Origin of the sequence: Samsonia erythrinae (assembly GCF_004342665.1) — a bacterium.
Lineage (GTDB): Bacteria > Pseudomonadota > Gammaproteobacteria > Enterobacterales > Enterobacteriaceae > Samsonia > Samsonia erythrinae.
Window position 1 is genome coordinate 346552 of record NZ_SMBY01000001.1, and the last position, 18779, is coordinate 365330.

The following is an 18779-nucleotide window of genomic DNA, read 5'->3' on the forward strand; positions in this document are numbered from 1 at the left end:
GGTTACTCATCTTGTTGGCTACCTTGCTGCCCTTTAGGTTCAATTGGGGATAGTAATGCACTCACAAACCTTGTGATGGCCTGAAGGTTGTTTTCTATTTGTACACTATCATGCGCGGTAATATGTTGTTCAAGCTGTTCACATAGCTGTTTGCCTGGATGCAGGTTCAGCATAGCAAACACGCCTTTCAGCCGGTGCGCCGTCTGCGAAAGTGACGAAAAATCGTCTGCTTCCGCTTCAGTATACAGTCTCTTTAAATCACCCGGTACTGTGTCTACGAACAGAGAATAGTAGTCGCTTGACGCCAACTGCGAGGCGTAAAACGCATTGTCGCCCCGTTCCTCTGCCTGTGTGGTATCGGACGATGTTTCCAGTTGTAGCTCAATCAGCTTTAGTAATGCCTCCAGCAAAAGGTGGCTGATATTATAATTCACCCGCAAACGGCGCGGACCCAAAGGAATGAGCGCATCATCGTCATGACTCAGTAACAGCGTGTAGTCTGCATGTTTCTCCGGATCGTCCGTGATAAGGAGATCGATCTCCTGACTAATCTGGCGCTCATCGCTGAGCAGATAGTTCGCGCCCCAGCCGGTTAACAAATGGCTGACGATGTGCCGGACTTCATCCGCTGTCACATCGAGCAGAACCGTCATGCCATCCAGCAGTTTTTCTTCCTCAACGGGAAGCGCTTCCGGCTCCAGTTTTAACGTCAGAATATAATGTGTCCCTAACCCCGATTTACTGTTGATGGTTAATGTTCCGCCCAGTTTATTACAGAGTTGATGACACAAAAATAAGGTCAATCCTGAATTTTGCCCAAAATGATCGGAAGCGGCAGGATGCAGGAAAGGGTGCTGAATATTTTCCTGTTCTTTGCCGGAAACGTTCGAACCTGTATCGCTTATCTGAATAATCAGCGTATCCGGTTCATTATTTTTACTCTTCACCGAAACCGTGATTTTGCCGTAATCCGTATTGGTCGTTGCATAATTCAGCAGCAGCGACAGCGTTTTTTTCAACAAGTCAGGGTCGCCACGATAGGTTTGATTAATATCCAGATTGTAATGATGGAATAGGCTTAACCCTTTTTGATTCACGCGCGGCAATAATTCAAGGAGTACGTCGTCGAGTAAGGCCAGCGGAGAAAAGTGCTCATGCGCGATGATCCATTCCTGCGACTCCAGTTTTTCATGCAGAGCAATATTTTCCAGTAGTTCAATAGCGATATAGGTATCAGCGGTCAGTTGATCCAGCGCTTGCGGCTGTACTGTTGTGGTATCGCTGTGGCGTATGGCGTAAATATGCTGCTGTAACGCGCTCAGCGGCTGTTTAAATTCGCTGAGCAGATTGCGAAATAAGCGTTTTCTGGCGTGAACATTCTTTTCATATTCGCGCTGCGCCAGCTGTAGTTTCCGCTGAACCAGAATTTCTTTGTCCTGTTCACGCAGCAGAAAAAGGCAGTAGTCCGGTGAATACTGGCTGCGGATTTGGCGGATTTCATACATTTCATTATTAATGGTGACCTGGATGATCCCCTGATGCTCATCCGCCATATTGGTGATTTTTTGCAGGCTCAGGTGCGGCAGCAGATGTCCCGCACGCTCATTTTGAATGATCACCCTGTTGCTATTGAAATCATAAACCAGCACCCCCATCGGGATCCTGCCCATCGTCTCACGATAGATATTCAGGTTCTTCTCTAACTGATACGTGCGCTCTTCATCGGGGTATGAATATTTGCGGCGGAACAGATAAAAACCGGTGATGGACAAGAGCAGCAGAACCAGATTCAGCAACAGAGGCCAGATGTTATTACGCAGAGCATCAACCGCCAGCGTTTTAACCGGTACCTGAAAAACGACTTTCACCGGCGCGTTGACCAGCGTGGAAGAGACCTCAAGGTTAGCGCCATGAAGCTGTATATCCGTAGAGTCTGCATTACTATCGCTACTTTCCACACCGCTGAGCAACGGGGTGTCCGGCTTCAGCAGCAGATTTTCTCGCGGAATCTTTTCCGGAATGAGATCGTTAATCGGCAGGTCGAATGCGAGAATCGTGGCCAGATGGCCCGGTTGGTTGAATGTGGTGCGCAGCGTAAAATAATAGTCGTTGTGGAAACGCAATTTGCGCAGCGGGGAAAAGCTTTCACGCTCGTCTAATATATTGGCCTGTTGCAGCATCTCTTTCTGACGCGCTTCGGCAATGACGGTAATATAATTGCCCCGGAATTGTGAAGAGATATCTTTCAGCGTTTGCGTGGAAATCATCGTCAGACTGCTATCTATTCCGTTCAGGTAATACATGGAATAGATATTATTTTCCGCGCCCCAGAGAATATCGAGATAGCGTGATATCTGACGCGCCGATATCAGCGTTTTAGGATCGTGCTGCCCGAAAATCAGCGCGTCTGTTTTCTGCCCGTTTTTTTCTACGTAAAACACATTTGGCATCAGACTAATGGCATTAACATTGGTATCACTCGCGGGCGGTTCGCTGTTCAGGCTGCCGTAAATCTGATACGTGAAAAAGCGATAGGTATCGATACGTTTCTGTATGCCCTGAGCGATATCCGTCAGCGCATATTTTTTGTCCGTCATCCAGTTGCTGATGTAGTTATAGCCGACCATTGCGGTAATCAGCAGCGACAGCAGCGTAAGGAGTGAAAAATAACGCAGGATTATGGCTGGCATCGGTTAACGCTCCTGATTAGCGGATAATGGCGCGCGCGCTGGCGCTGACGCCCAGCAGCAACAGCGCGACAAACCCAAATGCCGTCGACAGGTTGCTGAACTGCGCAATGAAACCGAGGAGCGTCGGGCCGACCAGAATACCCGCGTAACCCACGGTTGTTATCGAGGCGATAGCCAGATTCGGCGGCATACTTTTTTGATTTCCTGCGACACTGAAAAGAATGGGGATCACATTGGATGCGCCAAGCCCTACCATGATGAACCCAAAAAGGGTGGTGAACGGGTTATCGATGCTGATGGTTAATAGCAAGCCCAGCGCGGCGCAGAGGCTGCCGCCCGCCAGAATCGCGTAGCGCCCGAGCGCATACACGATACGATCGCCGTTCAGCCTGCCCAGCGTCATCGCAACGGAAAACGCTGCATAGCCTATTCCCGCCTGTGCGCCGCTCAGGCGGCGTTCAACCGTTAAAAAGAGGGCGCTCCAGTCGAGTATGGCGCCTTCGGCCAGGAACATGATGAAACACAACAAGCCGATGAACATGACCCACCCACGCGGAATGACGAATAGCGGGGCGGTTTTATCCTGACTGATGGTGCGCAGGAGGTGTTTGCTTGCCACCATCATTAACGTCAGCATCAGTGCAACAATCGCCAGTATGGCCATCAGGGGCGAGAGGCCAAACCACAGCAGCGCACTGACGCCCCCGGCGCCAACAATGCCCCCGATACTGAAAAAACCGTGAAAACCGGACATCATCGCCCGGCCGCTGGCGCGTTCCACAATGACGGCCTGAATATTCATCGCGACATCTATCATGCCGATGGAAGCCCCAAAAAAGAACAACGTGATTGCCATCAACGGCAGCGTTCCCGCCTGCGTCAAGGCGGGAAGCACCAGACAAAGCAGCGCGCTTGCCAGCAAAATCACGCGGCGACATCCCAGCTTGCTGGTGAGGAAACCGGTGAGCGGCATGGCTAACAGTGACCCAATGCCCAGAGAAAGCAACAACACGCCCAGAGAAGCGTCTCCGATAGCCAGCCGCGTTTTTACAAACGGCACCAGCGGCGCCCAGGAGGCCATAGCAAAGCCTGCGACAAAGAAGACGATGCGCGTGGCCGCCTGCATCTTTTTGCCCGGCGGATGCGGATTAATGTATAACGGGGCGGAATTTTTTATCGTACTCATCCTGAACAAGGCTATCCGGTAGACGTCATCAGGGCCTCTTTTTACCATAATTAATCATCCGAATGGAAAGAATCCTGGTATCCGGTGAAGAGACAACGATGAGTAAGGGGCTGAGGCGGAGAACGCCAAAAAAAAGCCGATTAGACAATCGGCAAAAAATAGGTCAAATGAAGCAATAATAATGATGATGGAACATGATCTTAGTGCGATGTTTATGTGCCGTTTTACCGTTTGGTGCGGTTTTTGCTTAACATGGGACGGTCAATCCATTCTGGAGTGAGGGCGTGCGGCGATACTCTCCTGTGAACTCTGCTTGATTGTCTTGCACAACCTTCCTCCCACGACCGGTTTTTTCCCGTATAATCCCTTACTTTGTGTTAGGTCTCCGGGGGGACGGTGGAACAACTTTCTGGCTTGCTGCGACAAATGCAGCAGGATTTGCGTGCGCCGCAGCCTGAACACGCGGGTTTCAAACAAATAACGCATTCAGTAACCCTCAGCGAAGCGTCTGAGCTATTACCGTGGTTGGCAACCCAACCGGTGTACCCGCAATTTTATTGGCAGCACCGTCAGGACAGTGAAGAGGCCGCGGTTTGCGGCAAGGTGTGTGGTTTTCATCATCTTCAGGATGCCGAAGCCTTCCTGCTGCGGCAGTCGTGCGATCGCCACGTGCGTATCTGGGGATTGAATGCGTTTAATCCCATAACAGAGCAGGCCGCGTTACCGCCCGGCTATCTGTTTTTGCCCCGAGTGGAATTATTGCGTCAGGCGAATACGCTCACTTTGCGTGTTAATCTGTTCAGTGATACCTCGTTACAACAGGATGCCGACGAAGCCGCGGCGTTTATTACGCTGCTCTTGCCGGCGGCGCGTCAGCCTCTTCTACAGGCGGATGTGCAGTCCGTTGCGCATCACCCGGATCGTCAGGGGTGGATTCATTTGCTCCAGCGAGCGCTGGGTGACATCAAGGCTGGCCTGATGGAGAAAGTTGTGCTGGCGCGTGCGACGACGCTGACGCTGGCGCAACCGCTTCAGGCGACGACATTGATGGCGGCCAGCCGGGCGGCGAATCACCACTGTTTCCATTTTATGTTGGCGCACGATGCCAGACAGGCGTTTCTCGGCTCCAGCCCGGAGCGGCTGTATCGGCGGCGGGACACGGAACTGGAAACCGAAGCGCTGGCAGGGACGGTGGCAAACGCTCGCGAGGCGGATAAGGCTGACGAATTGGCCGACTGGTTAATGAAAGACGTCAAAAACCAATGTGAGAATATGCTGGTGGTGGATGATATCTGCCAGCGGCTACAGCAGTCAGCGTTGTCGCTGGATGTCATGCCGCCGGAAATTGTGCGTCTGCGTAAGGTGCAGCACTTGCGGCGAGGCATTCATGCCACGCTGCGAACCGCTTCTGACAGCGCGTGTCTGGATGCATTACAACCCACGGCGGCGGTGGCGGGGTTGCCGCGGCAGGACGCTCGCCGTTTTATTGCCGCGCATGAGCCGTTCGAGCGCGGATGGTATGCGGGCTCCGCGGGCTATCTTTCTCGTCAGCAGTCCGAATTCAGCGTGGCGCTGCGCTCGGCTGAAATTCGCGATCATGTTTTAACGCTTTATGCCGGCGCCGGTATTGTGGCGGACTCTGATCCGGAACAAGAATGGCAGGAACTGGAAAATAAAGCCGCCGGGCTGAGGTCCCTGTTAGAAGGGGATATGGCATAGTCTTGTTTTGAGTCTGTTGTATCAGGCACTGGTTTATATCAAAGTCGGCGCGGCAAAAAAAATATAATAAGCGCGGTGACGATGTTCGTTGCATGGCGAGCAGGCCATCAACGGTTTGATCATTATTGTTTTTATACCTAATCACTTTCTGTGTGCTGGCAACCAGCTGCGTGAAAGAGGGCAATAACCTGCAACCTGAGTTGTTGAGTACATCATGTCGACAAGTGTATTTAATCGCCGCTGGGCCACATTACTGCTGGAGTCGCTGACGCGCCACGGCGTTCGTCACATCTGCATCGCGCCCGGGTCGCGTTCAACACCGCTGACGCTGTCTGCGGCGGACAACCGCGCGCTGATTTGCCACACGCATTTCGACGAACGCGGTCTGGGGCATCTGGCGCTGGGGATGGCAAAAGCCTTGCGTGAGCCGATCGCGATCGTCGTGACGTCCGGCACTGCCGCCGCGAATCTTTATCCGGCGATCATTGAAGCGGGGCTGACCGGTGAGCGTCTGGTGGTACTGACGGCCGATCGTCCGCCGGAGCTGATTGACTGCGGGGCGAATCAGGCGATTCGTCAGCATGCGCTGTATGCTTCTCACCCTACGCTGGCGCTGGATTTACCGCGCCCTACGCCAGCGATTCCGGCTAGCTGGCTGGTTTCCTCGGTCGATAGCGCAATGGCGCGCTTGACGCACGGGGCGTTGCACATTAATTGTCCTTTTGCTGAACCGCTGTATGGGGACGATGACGGCAACGCTTATCAGGATTGGCTGCTGGCGCTGGGGGATTGGTGGAATACGCGCGATCCCTGGTTACGGGAAATGCAGCAGCGCACGCTGGCGGTGCAGCCGGATTGGGCGCAGTGGCGTCAGAAACGGGGCGTGGTGCTCGCCGGACGCATGACCCCAGAGCAGGGGAAGCAGGTCGCTGCGTGGGCGCATGAACTGGGCTGGCCGTTGATTGGCGATGTGTTGTCGCAAAGCGGGCAGCCCTTGCCCTGCGCGGACATTTGGCTGGCGCATCCTGACGCGGTGAGGTGCTTACAGCAGGCGGAGATCGTCGTACAGTTTGGCGGTAGCCTGACCAGCAAGCGGCTGTTGCAATGGCAAACGCAGTGTCAGCCGCAGGAGTTCTGGTTGGTGGATGAACTGCCGGGGCGGCTGGATCCCGCCCATCACCGCGGACGTCGTTTGGTTGCAGAGATTAGCGAGTGGCTGACGGCGCATCCGGTGTACAGGCAGGCACCGTGGGCAGATCTACTGCTGGACATTGCTGACAAAACGCAGCGGCAGGTCGGCACGCAGCTGGCTTCCCGATTTGGCGAAGCGCAACTGGCGCGGCGTATTCCGGAACTGTTGCCGCCGGGCGGTCAACTGTTTGTCGGCAATAGCCTCGTCGTGCGTTTAATTAACGCGCTGGCCCGGCTTCCTCAAGGGTATCCGGTGTATGGCAATCGCGGCGCCAGCGGTATTGATGGCCTCATCTCGACGCTGGCCGGTGTGCAGCGTGCGACGGCGAAACCGACGTTGGGCATCGTGGGCGATCTCTCCGCACTATACGATCTGAATGCGCTGGCGCTGCTGCGTCAGGCGCCTGCGCCGTTGGTATTGATTGTTGTGAACAACAACGGCGGCCAGATTTTCTCCCTGCTGCCGACCCCGGCTGCGCAGCGGGAAGCGTTTTACTGTATGCCGCAAAACGTGGAATTCGGGCACGCCGCCGCCATGTTTGGTCTGAATTATGTGCGTGCCGAGCACTGGGAGCAGGTGGCGGATGCGGTGAGGGACTGCTGGACACAAGGCGGCGTCACGCTGCTTGAGGTAGTGGTGGATCCCAAAGCCGGGGCGGAAACGCTTAATGCACTGGTCGCGCAGGTGGCGACGTGGGCACGCTGAGCTGCCGGAAAGTGGCGCACGGCGCGGTTGCGCCGACACAGCCGTGGCTGGTGTGTCTGCATGGTTTATTGGGCAGCCATGAAGACTGGCTGCCAGTACTGCCGTTTTGTCGCGACTGGCCCGTGCTGCTGGTGGATTTGCCCGGACACGGCGGGTCGCAAACGGAAAGCGTGGCCGGCTTCGCCGAGATGAGCCAACGGCTCACGGCGACGCTGCTGGCGCAGGGTATCAAACGTTATTGGCTGTTGGGTTATTCGCTTGGCGGACGCATCGCGATGTATCACGCCTGTGAGGGGCAGACTGACGGTATGCAGGGGTTGCTGATCGAAGGCGGGCACCCCGGTCTGGCAACGTCCGCAGAGCGCGACGAACGCGTGGCGCATGACGCGCGCTGGGCTGAGCGTTTTCGTCAGGAGCCGCTGGCGGCGGTGTTGCAGGATTGGTATCAGCAAGCGGTCTTTGCCGATATTGAGCCAGCACAGCGTGAACGACTGATCGCACGCCGTCGCCACAATCACGGCGCGTTTGTGGCGGCGATGCTGGAGGCCACCTCGCTGGGGAGACAGCCTTTTTTGGCGACGCGTCTCAGGCACCTGAACATTCCTTTTGTTTACTTATGCGGCGCCCGTGATACAAAATTTCACGCGCTGGCGACGCAATATTGCCTGCCGTTATTAAGCGTGGCTCAGGCGGGGCACAATGCTCATCAGGCGAATCCCGCGGCGTATGCCGAACGGGTTCGCACTTTTCTTTCGCACCTCGTTAAGGATTGATAACTATGCTTTACCCGAGTGAAGAACTGCTTTACGCACCGATAGAATGGCACGATTGCAGTGGCGATTTCGCCGATATCCTCTATCACAAATCCACCGATGGTATTGCCAAAATTACCATTAACCGTCCTCAGGTGCGTAATGCGTTTCGTCCGCAAACGGTCAAAGAGATGATTCAGGCGCTCGACAATGCCCGTCACGACGACGGAATCGGAACGATTATTTTAACGGGGGCGGGCGACAAGGCATTCTGCTCCGGCGGCGATCAAAAAGTTCGCGGCGACTACGGCGGCTATCAGGATGACAGCGGCGTGCATCACCTGAACGTGCTGGATTTCCAACGCCAGATCCGTACCTGCCCGAAACCGGTCGTGGCGATGGTGGCGGGATATTCTATCGGCGGCGGACACGTTCTGCACATGATGTGCGATCTCACCATTGCGGCGGACAATGCCATCTTCGGTCAGACCGGGCCACGTGTGGGCTCCTTTGACGGGGGATGGGGCGCATCCTACATGGCGCGCATCGTCGGTCAGAAAAAGGCGCGTGAAATCTGGTTCCTGTGCCGTCAGTATGACGCCGCGCAGGCGCTGGAAATGGGGCTGGTGAACACGGTCGTGCCTCTGGCCGAGCTGGAAAAAGAGACGGTGCGCTGGTGTCGCGAAATGCTGCAAAACAGCCCGATGGCGCTGCGCTGCCTGAAAGCGGCGTTGAACGCGGACTGTGATGGTCAGGCGGGGTTGCAGGAACTGGCAGGTAACGCCACCATGCTGTTCTATATGACGGACGAAGGGCAGGAAGGGCGTAACGCTTTCAATGAAAAACGCCAGCCAGACTTCAGCAAATTTAAACGGAATCCATAATGCGCCGGGTTATGCTCTATCGTTATCGTGTGCCAATGGAAGCCGGCGTGGTGCTGCGCAACCAGCGCCTGAAAACCCGCGATGGGCTTATCGTTCGTCTGCAAGAAGATGAGCGGTTGGGCTGGGGGGAGATCGCCCCGCTGCCGGAGTTCAGCGTGGAAACGCTGGCGGAGGCGGAAGCCGTCGCGCTTACCGCGTTGCAGACGTGGGTGACAGGGGGGGCGGTGCCCGATGCGCTGCCGCCGTCTGTCGCGTTTGGCCTGAGCTGTGCGCAGGCCGAGCTGGAGCAGCGCTTGCCAGCGGCGGCGGACTATCGCAAAGCGCCGTTGTGCAGCGGCGATCCCGATGAACTGTTCGCGATGCTGCAAGCGATGCCGGGCGAGAAGGTGGCAAAGATCAAAGTCGGCCTGTACGAGGCGGTGCGTGACGGCATGATCGTTAACGTACTACTGGAAGCGTTGCCGGATTTGAAACTTCGTCTGGATGCCAACCGCAGTTGGACGCGTGCCAAAGCGGACGGCTTCGCCCGCTATGTCCCACCGGCGCTGCGCTCGCGCATTGCCTTTCTTGAAGAACCTTGCAAAACCCGTGAGGAATCCCGGCTGTTTGCGCAGGAAACGGGCATCAACATTGCCTGGGATGAAAGCGTGCGTGAAGCGGATTTTCGCGTGGAAGCCGAACCGGGCGTGAGTGCGATCGTAATCAAACCGACGCTGGTCGGCAGCCTGACGCGCTGTCGGCAATTGGTGCAGGAAGCGCATCAGGCTGGGTTAACGGCGGTGATCAGTTCCAGCATTGAATCCAGTCTGGGGTTAACGCAGCTGGCGCGTTTGGCGCATGAGCTGACGCCGGAGACGATCCCCGGGTTGGATACGCTGGATCTGATGCAGGCGCAGGTGATTCAACGCTGGCCGGACAGTCCGTTACCGCTTCTGACGGCAGAACAACTGGATGTGGTATGGCAATCCTGACCGACTGGCCGTGGCAATACTGGGCCAGCCAAACGCCGGACGCCTTAGCGCTGGTTGAGGATGACACCCACTGGGACTGGCAGGGACTCGCCCGGCGGGTGGATGCGCTGGCGGCCAAGTTTACCCGACAGGGCGTCACCGCCGACGAGACGGTCGCGCTGCGCGGAAAAAACAGCGGACAGATGCTGTGCTGCTATCTGGCGTTGCTACAGTGCGGCGCACGCGTGCTGCCGCTCAATCCACAGTTGCCGGAGGCGCTCACCGCGACGCTTCTCCCCGCACTGGATGTCGCGCATGGTCTGTGTCTTCATGGCGATGCATTACCTGCGGCGCGGCACACACTTTCTTTCACAACGGATCCCGATGCGCCTGTCACGCAGATCCGGCCCGACCGATTGCGCTGGCAGGCCGAGCGGCTGGCGACGCTGACGCTGACATCCGGCTCCAGCGGCACGCCAAAAGCCGCGGCCCACACGTTCGCAGCGCATCTGTCCAGCGCGCAGGGCGTGGTGCAGATGATGGCGTTTTCCGCCGGCGATCGCTGGCTGCTGTCTCTGCCGCTATTTCATGTTTCCGGGCAGGGGATCGTCTGGCGTTGGTTGAGCGCTGGGGCAACGCTGGTTGTCCGTCCGCATCAGCCGTTGGCGGCGGCGCTGCGTGACTGTACGCATGCTTCTCTGGTGCCGACCCAATTGTGGCGACTGCTGTCGGAAAAGACGCTGCCGACGACGTTGAAGGCGGTGTTGCTTGGCGGCGCGACAATCCCGCAGGCGTTGACGCAACAGGCGGAAGCGCTCGGCGTAAGCTGCTGGTGCGGCTATGGTCTGACGGAGCTGGCCTCCACGGTATGCGCCAAGCGCGCCGATGGGCGTCCGGGGGTCGGAGTGCCGCTGCAAGGGCGAGAGATTCGGCTGGCGGGGGACGAGATTCTGCTCCGCGGCAGTACGCTGGCGGCGGGCTACTGGCGCGATGGAAAACTGCATTCACTGATTGATGACGATGGCTGGTTTCATACGCGAGATCGTGGGCAGTTCGCCGCGGGAGAGTGGTCTATTCTCGGGCGTCTGGATAATCAGTTTTTCAGCGGTGGAGAGGGCGTTCAGCCCGAGAATATCGAGGCCGTACTGCTGAGACATCCGGCGATTCAGCAGGCGTGCGTTGTGCCGGTTGAGGACGTGGAATTTGGTCATCGTCCGGTGGCGGTATTGGAAATGACGCAGGCGACGACGCTTGATGAGGTTCGTGACTGGCTTCATCCTCAGCTGGCTGGGTTTCAGCGCCCGGTTGCTTATTACTTACTGCCTGCCGAATTAAAGAATGGCGGGATTAAACTTTCCCGCCAGCAGGTTAAACGTTGGGTCAGTCAGGTCTATCGCCGCAAACCGGCGTAAGACGCTATTTTCCCAGCGCTTTCGCGACGCCTGCGCCATAGGCAGGATCGACGCGGTTAAACAACGCTATTTGCCGATCCTGAATAGCTTCCGGCACTTGCGATAACTCCTCTGCGATGCGCTTGAACATGCGTTGATGCTCTTCAGCGCTGAGCAGATTAAACAACGCGCGTGGTTGCGTGTAATAATCCTCATCCTCGCGGTGGTTCCAATGGTCGGCGCTCCCGGCTAACGTCAGCGGCGGTTCACTGAAGTCGGGCTGTTCCTGAAATACGCCAAAGCTGTTCGGTTCATAAGTCGCGCCATTGCCGCTGTTGCCATCCACGCGCATTGCGCCATCGCGGTGATAATTATGGAACGGGCATTTGGGCGTATTCACCGGTATTTGATGGTGGTTAACCCCCAGGCGGTAGCGAGCGGCATCGCCGTAGGAGAACAGGCGACCTTGCAACATTTTGTCGGGCGAAAAGCCAATACCGGGGACCACATGCGCGGGGTTGAAAGCAACCTGCTCCACTTCAGAGAAGTAGTTCTCCGGGTTGCGGTTCAGTTCAATGTAGCCGACGTCGATCAGGGGGTAGTCCCCGTGCGGCCACACTTTTGTCAGGTCGAACGGGTTGTAGGGAACGGTTGATGCCTCCGCTTCCGGCATGATTTGTACCTTCAGGTTCCAGCGCGGGTAGTCCCCGTTTTCGATGGCGTCAAACAAATCACGCTGTGAACTTTCCCGATCTTTACCCACTAACGCTTCCGCTTCCTCGTCCATCAGGTTTTTAATGCCTTGCTGGCACTGAAAATGGAATTTCACCCAGAACCGTTCATTGGCGTCGTTTATGAAGCTGAACGTGTGACTGCCGAAGCCGTGAATATGGCGATATGACGCGGGCAGGCCGCGATCGCTGAAATCGATGGTCAACTGGTGCAAGGATTCAGGTTGTTGGGAAAAAAAGTCCCATTTGTAGGTGGGATTGCGCAGGTTGGTATGCGGATCGCGCTTAACGACGTGGTTGAGATCCGGAAATTTCAGCGGATCGCGCAGATAAAAGACCGGCGTGTTGTTACCAACCAGATCCCAGTTGCCTTCTTCCGTGTAAAACCTCATCGCGAAACCGCGAATATCACGTTCGGCATCCGCTGCGCCGCGCTCCCCGGCAACGGTAGAGAAGCGGATGAACATGTCGGTTTTCTTTCCTATTGAGGAAAAAACCTTTGCGCGGGTATAACGCGAAATGTCATGGGTGACGGTAAAAGTGCCGTATGCGCCGGAGCCTTTGGCATGCATACGACGCTCAGGAATCACTTCACGGTCAAAATGCGCCAGTTTTTCCAGAAACCAGACATCTTGCAAGAGCATAGGGCCGCGTGGCCCGGCGGTGATTACGTTATTATTATCTACAACGGGCGCACCCGCTACGGTTGTCAGTTTTTTCTTGTCCATCATTGCTTCCTTATCTCTGCTCACGAAATTTCCGTATTAATACTATTGTTCATTACAGGGTTTTTGGTCAAATTGACAGCACTTATTTCTTGTTATTGGTAACCCGTCTTAATGGCTTTGTTTCCCTCATGATATTTCAGGCCGACGCCACTTAAAGAGGGATGTATGGCGCGGTGTGACGCGCTGGCATGGTGTCTTGCCAGACGAACGGTTTAACAAATTTGATTATTAAGGCGAAAATCCCGATATGGGGCGATTTCATGCTGGAGTGATGTGGGGTTTGGAGTAAAATCGGCGGCGATGCCATTTTATCTTTGCATGTGCGTTTAATGACTGTTTGAAGGATATTGAAAATGAAAAAGTTTGTCGTTGCCTGTGCGGGAGTCCTACTGCTTGCCAGTGCTTCTGTACATGCGATTAGTCTTTCCGGGGAAGCGGGTCGTGATTATGCCGGCGCCAATGCGGGTTTCGGTCTGGGCATTCCGGGCCTTTCCGGTAGTGTCAGCTATGCTCACGGCGATAACAGCAATGACGTATACGGTTTGGGTTTGGGCTATACCCTGCCTTTCGGCGTGCTAAAGCTGACGGTCGGAGGCAAGGCGCTGTATTTTAATCAGGATCATGGCGACGATGGTTACGGCGTGGCGCTGGGCGGTGGTGTGCAGTGGCCGCTTAGCCGTCAGTTTTCGCTGTATGGCGAAGGGTATTATTCACCAGATGCCTTCTCCAGCCATGTTGATCATTACATCGAAGGGAAAGCCGGCGTTCGTTGGCAGGTTATTGCGCCGCTGAGCGTGGATGTGGGCTATCGCTACATCAATATGGCGCGAGAAAACGGACCGGATAACAAACTGGCCGATTCTGCCTATGTCGGCGTGGGGTTGAGTTTCTAATCGCTTCTCGTCCTTCAGGCGCAGTGCGCTGACGTTCGGTTGTTTAGGAATGGAAAAAAGAAAAGAGCGTAACCATCATCAGTTACGCTCTTTTTTTGCCAGGTTCCATCGCCAGTTAATTGATTGAAGGCAGCCAGCCCGCCACCATCGCGCACTGAATCAGGATAATGCCTACGCCGCTGGCGAAAACCAGCGCCAGCGCCGCCGCGCCGCCGCGAGCCCCACGTGTTTGCGGATGTTGTTTGTGCACCTGCCAGCTCAGAAGAGCGGGGACGAGCAAAGCCAGCACGGCCAGCGCGATCGCCGCATAGCCCAACGCCATGACAAAGCCTTGCGGATAAAACAGTGCGAACACCAGCGGCGGAATAAAGGTTAACAGGCCCGTCTGCGCACGCCCGACGGCGCTATTCTTACGTTTGAACAGGTCGGCTAAATAATCAAATAGTCCCAGCGCCACGCCGAGAAAAGAGGTCGCCAGCGCCAGATCGGCGAACAGGTGAACGGCCAGTTCAACATGCGGGGAAGCGACCAGCGTGCGAATCGCATGCATCAGCCCGTTTAATCCCGCCTGATCGACCACAATGGCATTAAACGTTGAAGAGCTCAGGCTGCCTAAGGTGGCTAACTGCCAGAAAAGATAGGCAATCAGCGGTATCACGCTGCCGATAATGAATATTCGGCGCAGTTTTTGGCTGTCTCCGCCCATATAGTGCACGATACTGGGGATGCTGCCATGAAAGCCAAATGAGGTCAGCACCACGGGCAGGGCAGAAAGCGCCAGCCCCTGTTGCAGCGGCAGCGTTAAGAGGTTGGTTTGCTCAACGTGCGGGAGCATGACGGTCAGCATGATGATGAGCATAAGCACTTTACCGCTGAACAAAAGACGGTTAAACCAATCGACGGAGGCGGTGCCGATACAGACGACGCCGCCGGCAACCAGCGTGAAGAGCAGGATGCCAGTGGACAACGGAAGGTCGTAGCCACTCCATTGATGGATGCTATTGGCCAGCAGTTCGCCGGCGCCGCTGATATAGGCCGCCGTGAGCGCATACATCAGAAAGAGCATACTGAAACCGGTGATCCATTGCCCCCAGCGGCCAAGGTAAATCTTTGCCAGCGTGCCCAGCCCGGTGTGCGATGGCTGATGTTGATACACGTCAACCAGCAACAAGGCGCTGTAACACATCAGTGCCCACAGACCGATTAATATCATCAGCGTGGTACCAAATCCGACGCCGGCGGTGGCCAGCGGCATCGCCAGCATTCCTGCTCCGATTGTGGTGCCGGCAACGATAAAAACACTGCCAAGAGTACGATTTTTCACCTATTCCTCTATGTATAGTCAGGCTATCCCGATATTTTGGGCAGCAGGGTAGAGGATTCAGTCATGTCTGTCAAAACGCTGTTACGAAAGGTGTAATGATATCTTTACGATTTCGCGAGCGTGTGCCGAGCGCCGGTGTTACCGGGCTGACGGAAAGAAAGATTGTGTTTGTACATCCGACTTTTTAAAGTGGTTTCAGGAACGTTATCAGGAGTGAAAAAATGCTTAGGGTCGAGATGTTATGTACCGGCGATGAAGTGCTGCACGGGCAGATTATTGATACCAATGCTGCCTGGCTGGCAGATTATTTGTTTGGACAAGGGTTACCCATGGCCAGCCGGATGACGGTCGGCGACGACCTCGATGCATTGGTGAGCGCTATTACGCAGCGTAGCCAGATAGCCGATATCCTGATTGTGAATGGCGGCCTGGGACCGACCAGCGACGATCTAAGCGCACTGGCGGCGGCGACGGCGGCAGGTGAAGAGCTGGTGGAGCACGCGGAGTGGCTGGTGCGTATAGAAGCCTTTTTTGCCGAACGTGGTCGCGTGATGGCTCCCAGCAATCGTAAACAGGCGCAAATCCCTGCCAGCGCGGAAATGGTGGACAATCCGGTGGGCACCGCCTGTGGCTTTGCGCTGCAATTGAACCGATGCCTGATGTTTTTTACGCCGGGTGTTCCGTCCGAATTTAAGGTGATGGTGGATCAGCAGATTATGCCGCGTCTGCGTGAGCGTTTTGCGATTGCCGATGCGCCGCTGTGTCTTCGTCTGACCACGTTTGGCCGTTCCGAGAGCGATCTGGCGAGTCAGTTGGATGGGCTGGCGTTACCGCCGGGCGTGGTGCTGGGTTACCGCTCTTCTATGCCGATCATCGAGCTGAAACTGACCGGCCCGTCGGCACAAAAAGACAAGATGGCACAACTGTGGGAAACGGTGCGCGCCGTCGCGGGTGAAAATACCCTCTTTGAAGGAACGGAAGGGCTGCCTGCGCAGTTGGCTCGACGTCTCGCTGAACGTGATATGACACTGGCGGTGGGTGAACACTTCACGGCAGGTTTACTCAACTGGCAGCTCCAGTCGGCCGCAGTGCCGCTGGCTGGCGGCGAATTGCTGGCGCAGATGCACGATGCCACGCTGTCCAAGGTCGCGGAATATGCATACCATTTGGCGGAGCGTCAGGGGGCGTCGTTGGCGCTGGTCGTGGGAAGGCGAAACGATGCTGAACTGTCACTGGCGCTGCATACGCCCGACGGCACTTTTGCGCAAACGATACAGTTCAACGTCGCGCGTTACAGCCTGAAAACTCATCAGGAAGTGGTTGCGATGCTGGCGATGAACATGCTGCGCCGCTGGCTGAATGGGTGGTCAGTATACGGTGGACACGGCTGGATCTCGGTATTGAGAACGTTATAGAGTAAAAATGTAATAATATTAAACTCATAAAAAATTATGTATGTTCTCTGATTTTTCTGTTTTTCATTTTCTGGCGTTAAACGCTGTGCTGAGGTGGGCGTGACCGTCGGATGAGCCGCATGGACGCGGCGAAAGCCAGTGCCGCGTCGGACAAAAACGTCAGAGACGTTTTTGAACAGCACTTGTGCTGGCCCGAAGGGCGAGTCCCATTCATGGGGCGAGTAAACGCGTCACTGGCGGTCCGAATAACGGGCACGAACGCCGAAGGTACCGCGAAGCGGCACAGCGCCCGCCAAAATAGCCAGAGGTCAAGGAGCTGAGGCGACTGAGCGCTCCTTGTCGGGCGAGTGATGAAATGACAGAAAAGTAGGGGGGTTAGCACGCCCGAAACCATCACATCAATCTAGCATAAGCCTATAAGCCGATGGCTATGCTTACCTGCAAATAAGAAGGCCAGAATCAACGTTCTGGCCTTTTTCACAAGAGAATCAATACAGCAACGAGTAGAGCTGTCGGCGGTAGCGGGCGGCAAGGGCGTCGCTGGTGCCAAGCGCGGCCATGATGTCCATCAGCGTCTTACGCGCATTGCCGTTAGCCGCGGTCAGATCTTTTCTGAGGAACCCCATCAGTAGCTCAAGCGCTTCTTCATTTCGACCGACCTGATGCAGTTGCAGCGCCAACTGTACCGCGAGCTCCGCGTTAGTCGGGTCGGCATCCAATTGCTGCTGTAGCTGCTGAATTTCCGGGGTGTTTGCCGCCTGTTTAAGCAGTTCGATCTGGGCGACCAGACTGTGATAACGGGTATCCTGATCTTGCAAAGGCACGGTGGCCAAGACGGCTTCGGCATCTTCACTGCGGTTGAGTTGAATTTGCACTTCCGCAAGCATCAGGCCGATGTCGCTACGCTGTTGGCTCAACTGCCAGGCCTCCTTCAGCAGTTGCATGGCTTCCGGCAGTTTGTCTTCCTGAATCAGCTGTTGCGCTTGAGCAACTTTCAGATCCTCTTCTTTCGGCAGGGCGCGCTTCAACAATTCACGAATCGCGTCCGCCGGCTGCGGACCCTGAAAACCATCCAGCGGCTGTCCGTCTTTAAACAGATAAACGGTTGGAATTGAACGCAGGCCGAACTGCGCGGCGACGCGCTGCTCGGCATCACAATCAACCTTTGCCAGTATAAATTGTCCGGCGTATTCCTGCGCCAACTGATCCAACACCGGTTCCAGTTCCAGACAATGCTGACTGCGCGCCGACCAGAAGTAAAACAGGACCGGCAGTGTTGTCGAATTTTCCAGGACCTGATGCAGGTTGGATTCGTTGACGTCGATGATGGTGGCTTGTTGTTCTAACATGCGTATTCTCTCTTACTTCATGAATTCGGTTGATTCTTAGATGGGGCCTGTTGGTGTTACTTGCAAGCCTCGTTCAGAGACATCAGCTTCTGCCGTTCCGACCGCGTAATACCTTATCCAGCACGCGCCCCGGCAACAGACGGCGCAGCCAGGTGATGGCGTGAGCCAGCAACGTAACGGGATAGCGCAGTTTGGGCCGCGTGCTTTCCAGCGCATGATGGAGCTTCGGCAGGATCGCTTCCGGCGGCAGCGTAAAGCGTTGGGCGATGCCGGGGTTGGTCACGGGGCTATGCGTTTGCGTCTGTGTCACGTTGTCGGTAAAGCGTGTACCGATCGGACCGGGCTCGATGAGGCTAACGTGCAGGCCGCTACCGGCGAGTTCCATACGTAGCGCATCCGACCACGCCTCCAGCGCATATTTGCTGGCCGCATAGGCGCCGCGCCCCGGTGTGGACACCAGCCCCAGCACGGAGCTGGTCTGGATGATGCGACCTTCACCGTGCGGCAACATCGCCGGGAGCAGCAGCTGTGTGAGCTGGTGCGTGCCGAACAGGTTACTGGAAAATTGTTGCTCAAGCTGCTGGCGTGAAATGGTATTCAACGGCCCGTACAGCCCGTACCCGGCATTATTAAACAAGCCATACAGACGGTTACCGGTCAGTCGGATCACCTCTGCGGCGGCCTGCTCCACGCTGGCGCTGTCATCCAGATCGAGCGTGATGGCCTCCAGTCCTTGCGCGGTTAGACGCGCGACATCCTCGGTGCGACGGCAGGCGGCAATCACACGGTAGCCGCGTTGTTGCAGATCCTGCGCGCTGATGAGGCCAATTCCGCTGGAGCAACCGGTAATGAAAACCGTTTTTTGCATAA

At 55.9% G+C, this 18779-nt stretch carries 14 protein-coding genes; 8 read left to right on the forward strand and 6 right to left on the reverse strand.

Annotated elements, in window-relative coordinates; all coding sequences use genetic code 11:
• Window positions 1-2 precede the first annotated feature (2 nt).
• Both rcsD and EDC54_RS01510 read right to left on the reverse strand, forming a co-directional pair.
• On the reverse strand, window positions 3-2690 hold the full coding sequence (gene rcsD, locus EDC54_RS01505; RefSeq protein ID WP_132452556.1) for a phosphotransferase RcsD: 2688 nt from the start codon (window positions 2688-2690) through the stop codon (window positions 3-5).
• Between the two features lie 16 nt (window positions 2691-2706).
• Entirely contained in the window at window positions 2707-3876 is a 1170-nt protein-coding gene (locus tag EDC54_RS01510) for an MFS transporter (protein ID WP_132453598.1), read from the reverse strand.
• Between the two features lie 396 nt (window positions 3877-4272).
• Between EDC54_RS01510 and menF the strand changes: the two genes are divergently transcribed.
• The 6 genes from menF (at window position 4273) to menE (ending at window position 11490) form a co-directional block, all read left to right on the forward strand.
• Window positions 4273-5595 (forward strand): isochorismate synthase MenF, encoded by a 1323-nt coding sequence (menF, locus tag EDC54_RS01515; protein WP_132452558.1) that lies wholly within the window; start codon window positions 4273-4275, stop codon window positions 5593-5595.
• A 214-nt stretch (window positions 5596-5809) separates the two neighbouring features.
• Entirely contained in the window at window positions 5810-7492 is a 1683-nt protein-coding gene (menD, locus tag EDC54_RS01520) for a 2-succinyl-5-enolpyruvyl-6-hydroxy-3-cyclohexene-1-carboxylic-acid synthase (RefSeq protein ID WP_132452560.1), read from the forward strand.
• Window positions 7480-8265, forward strand: a complete 786-nt coding sequence (menH, locus tag EDC54_RS01525) for a 2-succinyl-6-hydroxy-2,4-cyclohexadiene-1-carboxylate synthase (protein WP_380895371.1) — start codon at window positions 7480-7482, stop codon at window positions 8263-8265. The genes menD and menH overlap by 13 nt, the downstream gene beginning before the upstream one ends.
• A gap of 5 nt (window positions 8266-8270) precedes the next feature.
• Entirely contained in the window at window positions 8271-9128 is an 858-nt protein-coding gene (menB, locus tag EDC54_RS01530; RefSeq protein WP_132452562.1) for a 1,4-dihydroxy-2-naphthoyl-CoA synthase, read from the forward strand.
• Window positions 9128-10099, forward strand: coding sequence for an o-succinylbenzoate synthase (gene menC / locus EDC54_RS01535; RefSeq protein WP_132452564.1), 972 nt, complete (start codon window positions 9128-9130; stop codon window positions 10097-10099). The genes menB and menC overlap by 1 nt, the downstream gene beginning before the upstream one ends.
• Window positions 10087-11490: an o-succinylbenzoate--CoA ligase gene (gene menE / locus EDC54_RS01540; protein ID WP_132452566.1), complete on the forward strand. Its 1404-nt coding sequence runs from the start codon at window positions 10087-10089 to the stop codon at window positions 11488-11490. The genes menC and menE overlap by 13 nt, the downstream gene beginning before the upstream one ends.
• Window positions 11491-11494: 4 nt before the next feature.
• Here menE and EDC54_RS01545 read toward each other — a convergent pair whose 3' ends face one another.
• Window positions 11495-12931: a catalase gene (locus EDC54_RS01545; RefSeq protein ID WP_132453602.1), complete on the reverse strand. Its 1437-nt coding sequence runs from the start codon at window positions 12929-12931 to the stop codon at window positions 11495-11497.
• Window positions 12932-13281: 350 nt separating this feature from the next.
• Here EDC54_RS01545 and EDC54_RS01550 point away from each other — a divergent pair, with 350 nt between their 5' ends.
• Entirely contained in the window at window positions 13282-13821 is a 540-nt protein-coding gene (locus EDC54_RS01550; RefSeq protein WP_132452568.1) for a YfaZ family outer membrane protein, read from the forward strand.
• A gap of 115 nt (window positions 13822-13936) precedes the next feature.
• On the opposite strand, the gene tyrP is transcribed toward EDC54_RS01550, so the two are convergent.
• Complete coding sequence (gene tyrP / locus EDC54_RS01555; RefSeq protein ID WP_132452570.1) at window positions 13937-15145, reverse strand: tyrosine transporter TyrP; 1209 nt, start codon at window positions 15143-15145, stop codon at window positions 13937-13939.
• A gap of 221 nt (window positions 15146-15366) precedes the next feature.
• Here tyrP and EDC54_RS01560 point away from each other — a divergent pair, with 221 nt between their 5' ends.
• The gene (locus EDC54_RS01560; RefSeq protein ID WP_132452572.1) at window positions 15367-16560 is read left to right on the forward strand and encodes a nicotinamide mononucleotide deamidase-related protein YfaY; all 1194 of its coding nucleotides are present in this window, start codon (window positions 15367-15369) and stop codon (window positions 16558-16560) included.
• 488 nt (window positions 16561-17048) lie between these two features.
• On the opposite strand, the gene EDC54_RS01570 is transcribed toward EDC54_RS01560, so the two are convergent.
• Both EDC54_RS01570 and EDC54_RS01575 read right to left on the reverse strand, forming a co-directional pair.
• The gene (locus EDC54_RS01570) at window positions 17049-17909 is read right to left on the reverse strand and encodes a co-chaperone YbbN (RefSeq protein WP_132452574.1); all 861 of its coding nucleotides are present in this window, start codon (window positions 17907-17909) and stop codon (window positions 17049-17051) included.
• An 82-nt stretch (window positions 17910-17991) separates the two neighbouring features.
• Window positions 17992-18777, reverse strand: coding sequence for an SDR family oxidoreductase (locus EDC54_RS01575; RefSeq protein WP_132452576.1), 786 nt, complete (start codon window positions 18775-18777; stop codon window positions 17992-17994).
• Window positions 18778-18779: the final 2 nt, after the last annotated feature.

Bases quoted from the DNA above. Each gene is read 5' to 3' on its own strand.
- menC (WP_132452564.1), top strand. From the start codon at position 9,128: ATGCGCCGGGTTATGCTCTATCGTTATCGTGTGCCAATGGAAGCCGGC.
- menB (WP_132452562.1), top strand. From the start codon at position 8,271: ATGCTTTACCCGAGTGAAGAACTGCTTTACGCACCGATAGAATGGCAC.
- rcsD (WP_132452556.1), bottom strand. From the start codon at position 2,690: ATGCCAGCCATAATCCTGCGTTATTTTTCACTCCTTACGCTGCTGTCG.
- EDC54_RS01550 (WP_132452568.1), top strand. From the start codon at position 13,282: ATGAAAAAGTTTGTCGTTGCCTGTGCGGGAGTCCTACTGCTTGCCAGT.
- EDC54_RS01575 (WP_132452576.1), bottom strand. From the start codon at position 18,777: ATGCAAAAAACGGTTTTCATTACCGGTTGCTCCAGCGGAATTGGCCTC.
- EDC54_RS01560 (WP_132452572.1), top strand. From the start codon at position 15,367: ATGCTTAGGGTCGAGATGTTATGTACCGGCGATGAAGTGCTGCACGGG.
- EDC54_RS01510 (WP_132453598.1), bottom strand. From the start codon at position 3,876: ATGAGTACGATAAAAAATTCCGCCCCGTTATACATTAATCCGCATCCG.
- EDC54_RS01570 (WP_132452574.1), bottom strand. From the start codon at position 17,909: ATGTTAGAACAACAAGCCACCATCATCGACGTCAACGAATCCAACCTG.
- menD (WP_132452560.1), top strand. From the start codon at position 5,810: ATGTCGACAAGTGTATTTAATCGCCGCTGGGCCACATTACTGCTGGAG.
- menE (WP_132452566.1), top strand. From the start codon at position 10,087: ATGGCAATCCTGACCGACTGGCCGTGGCAATACTGGGCCAGCCAAACG.
- EDC54_RS01545 (WP_132453602.1), bottom strand. From the start codon at position 12,931: ATGATGGACAAGAAAAAACTGACAACCGTAGCGGGTGCGCCCGTTGTA.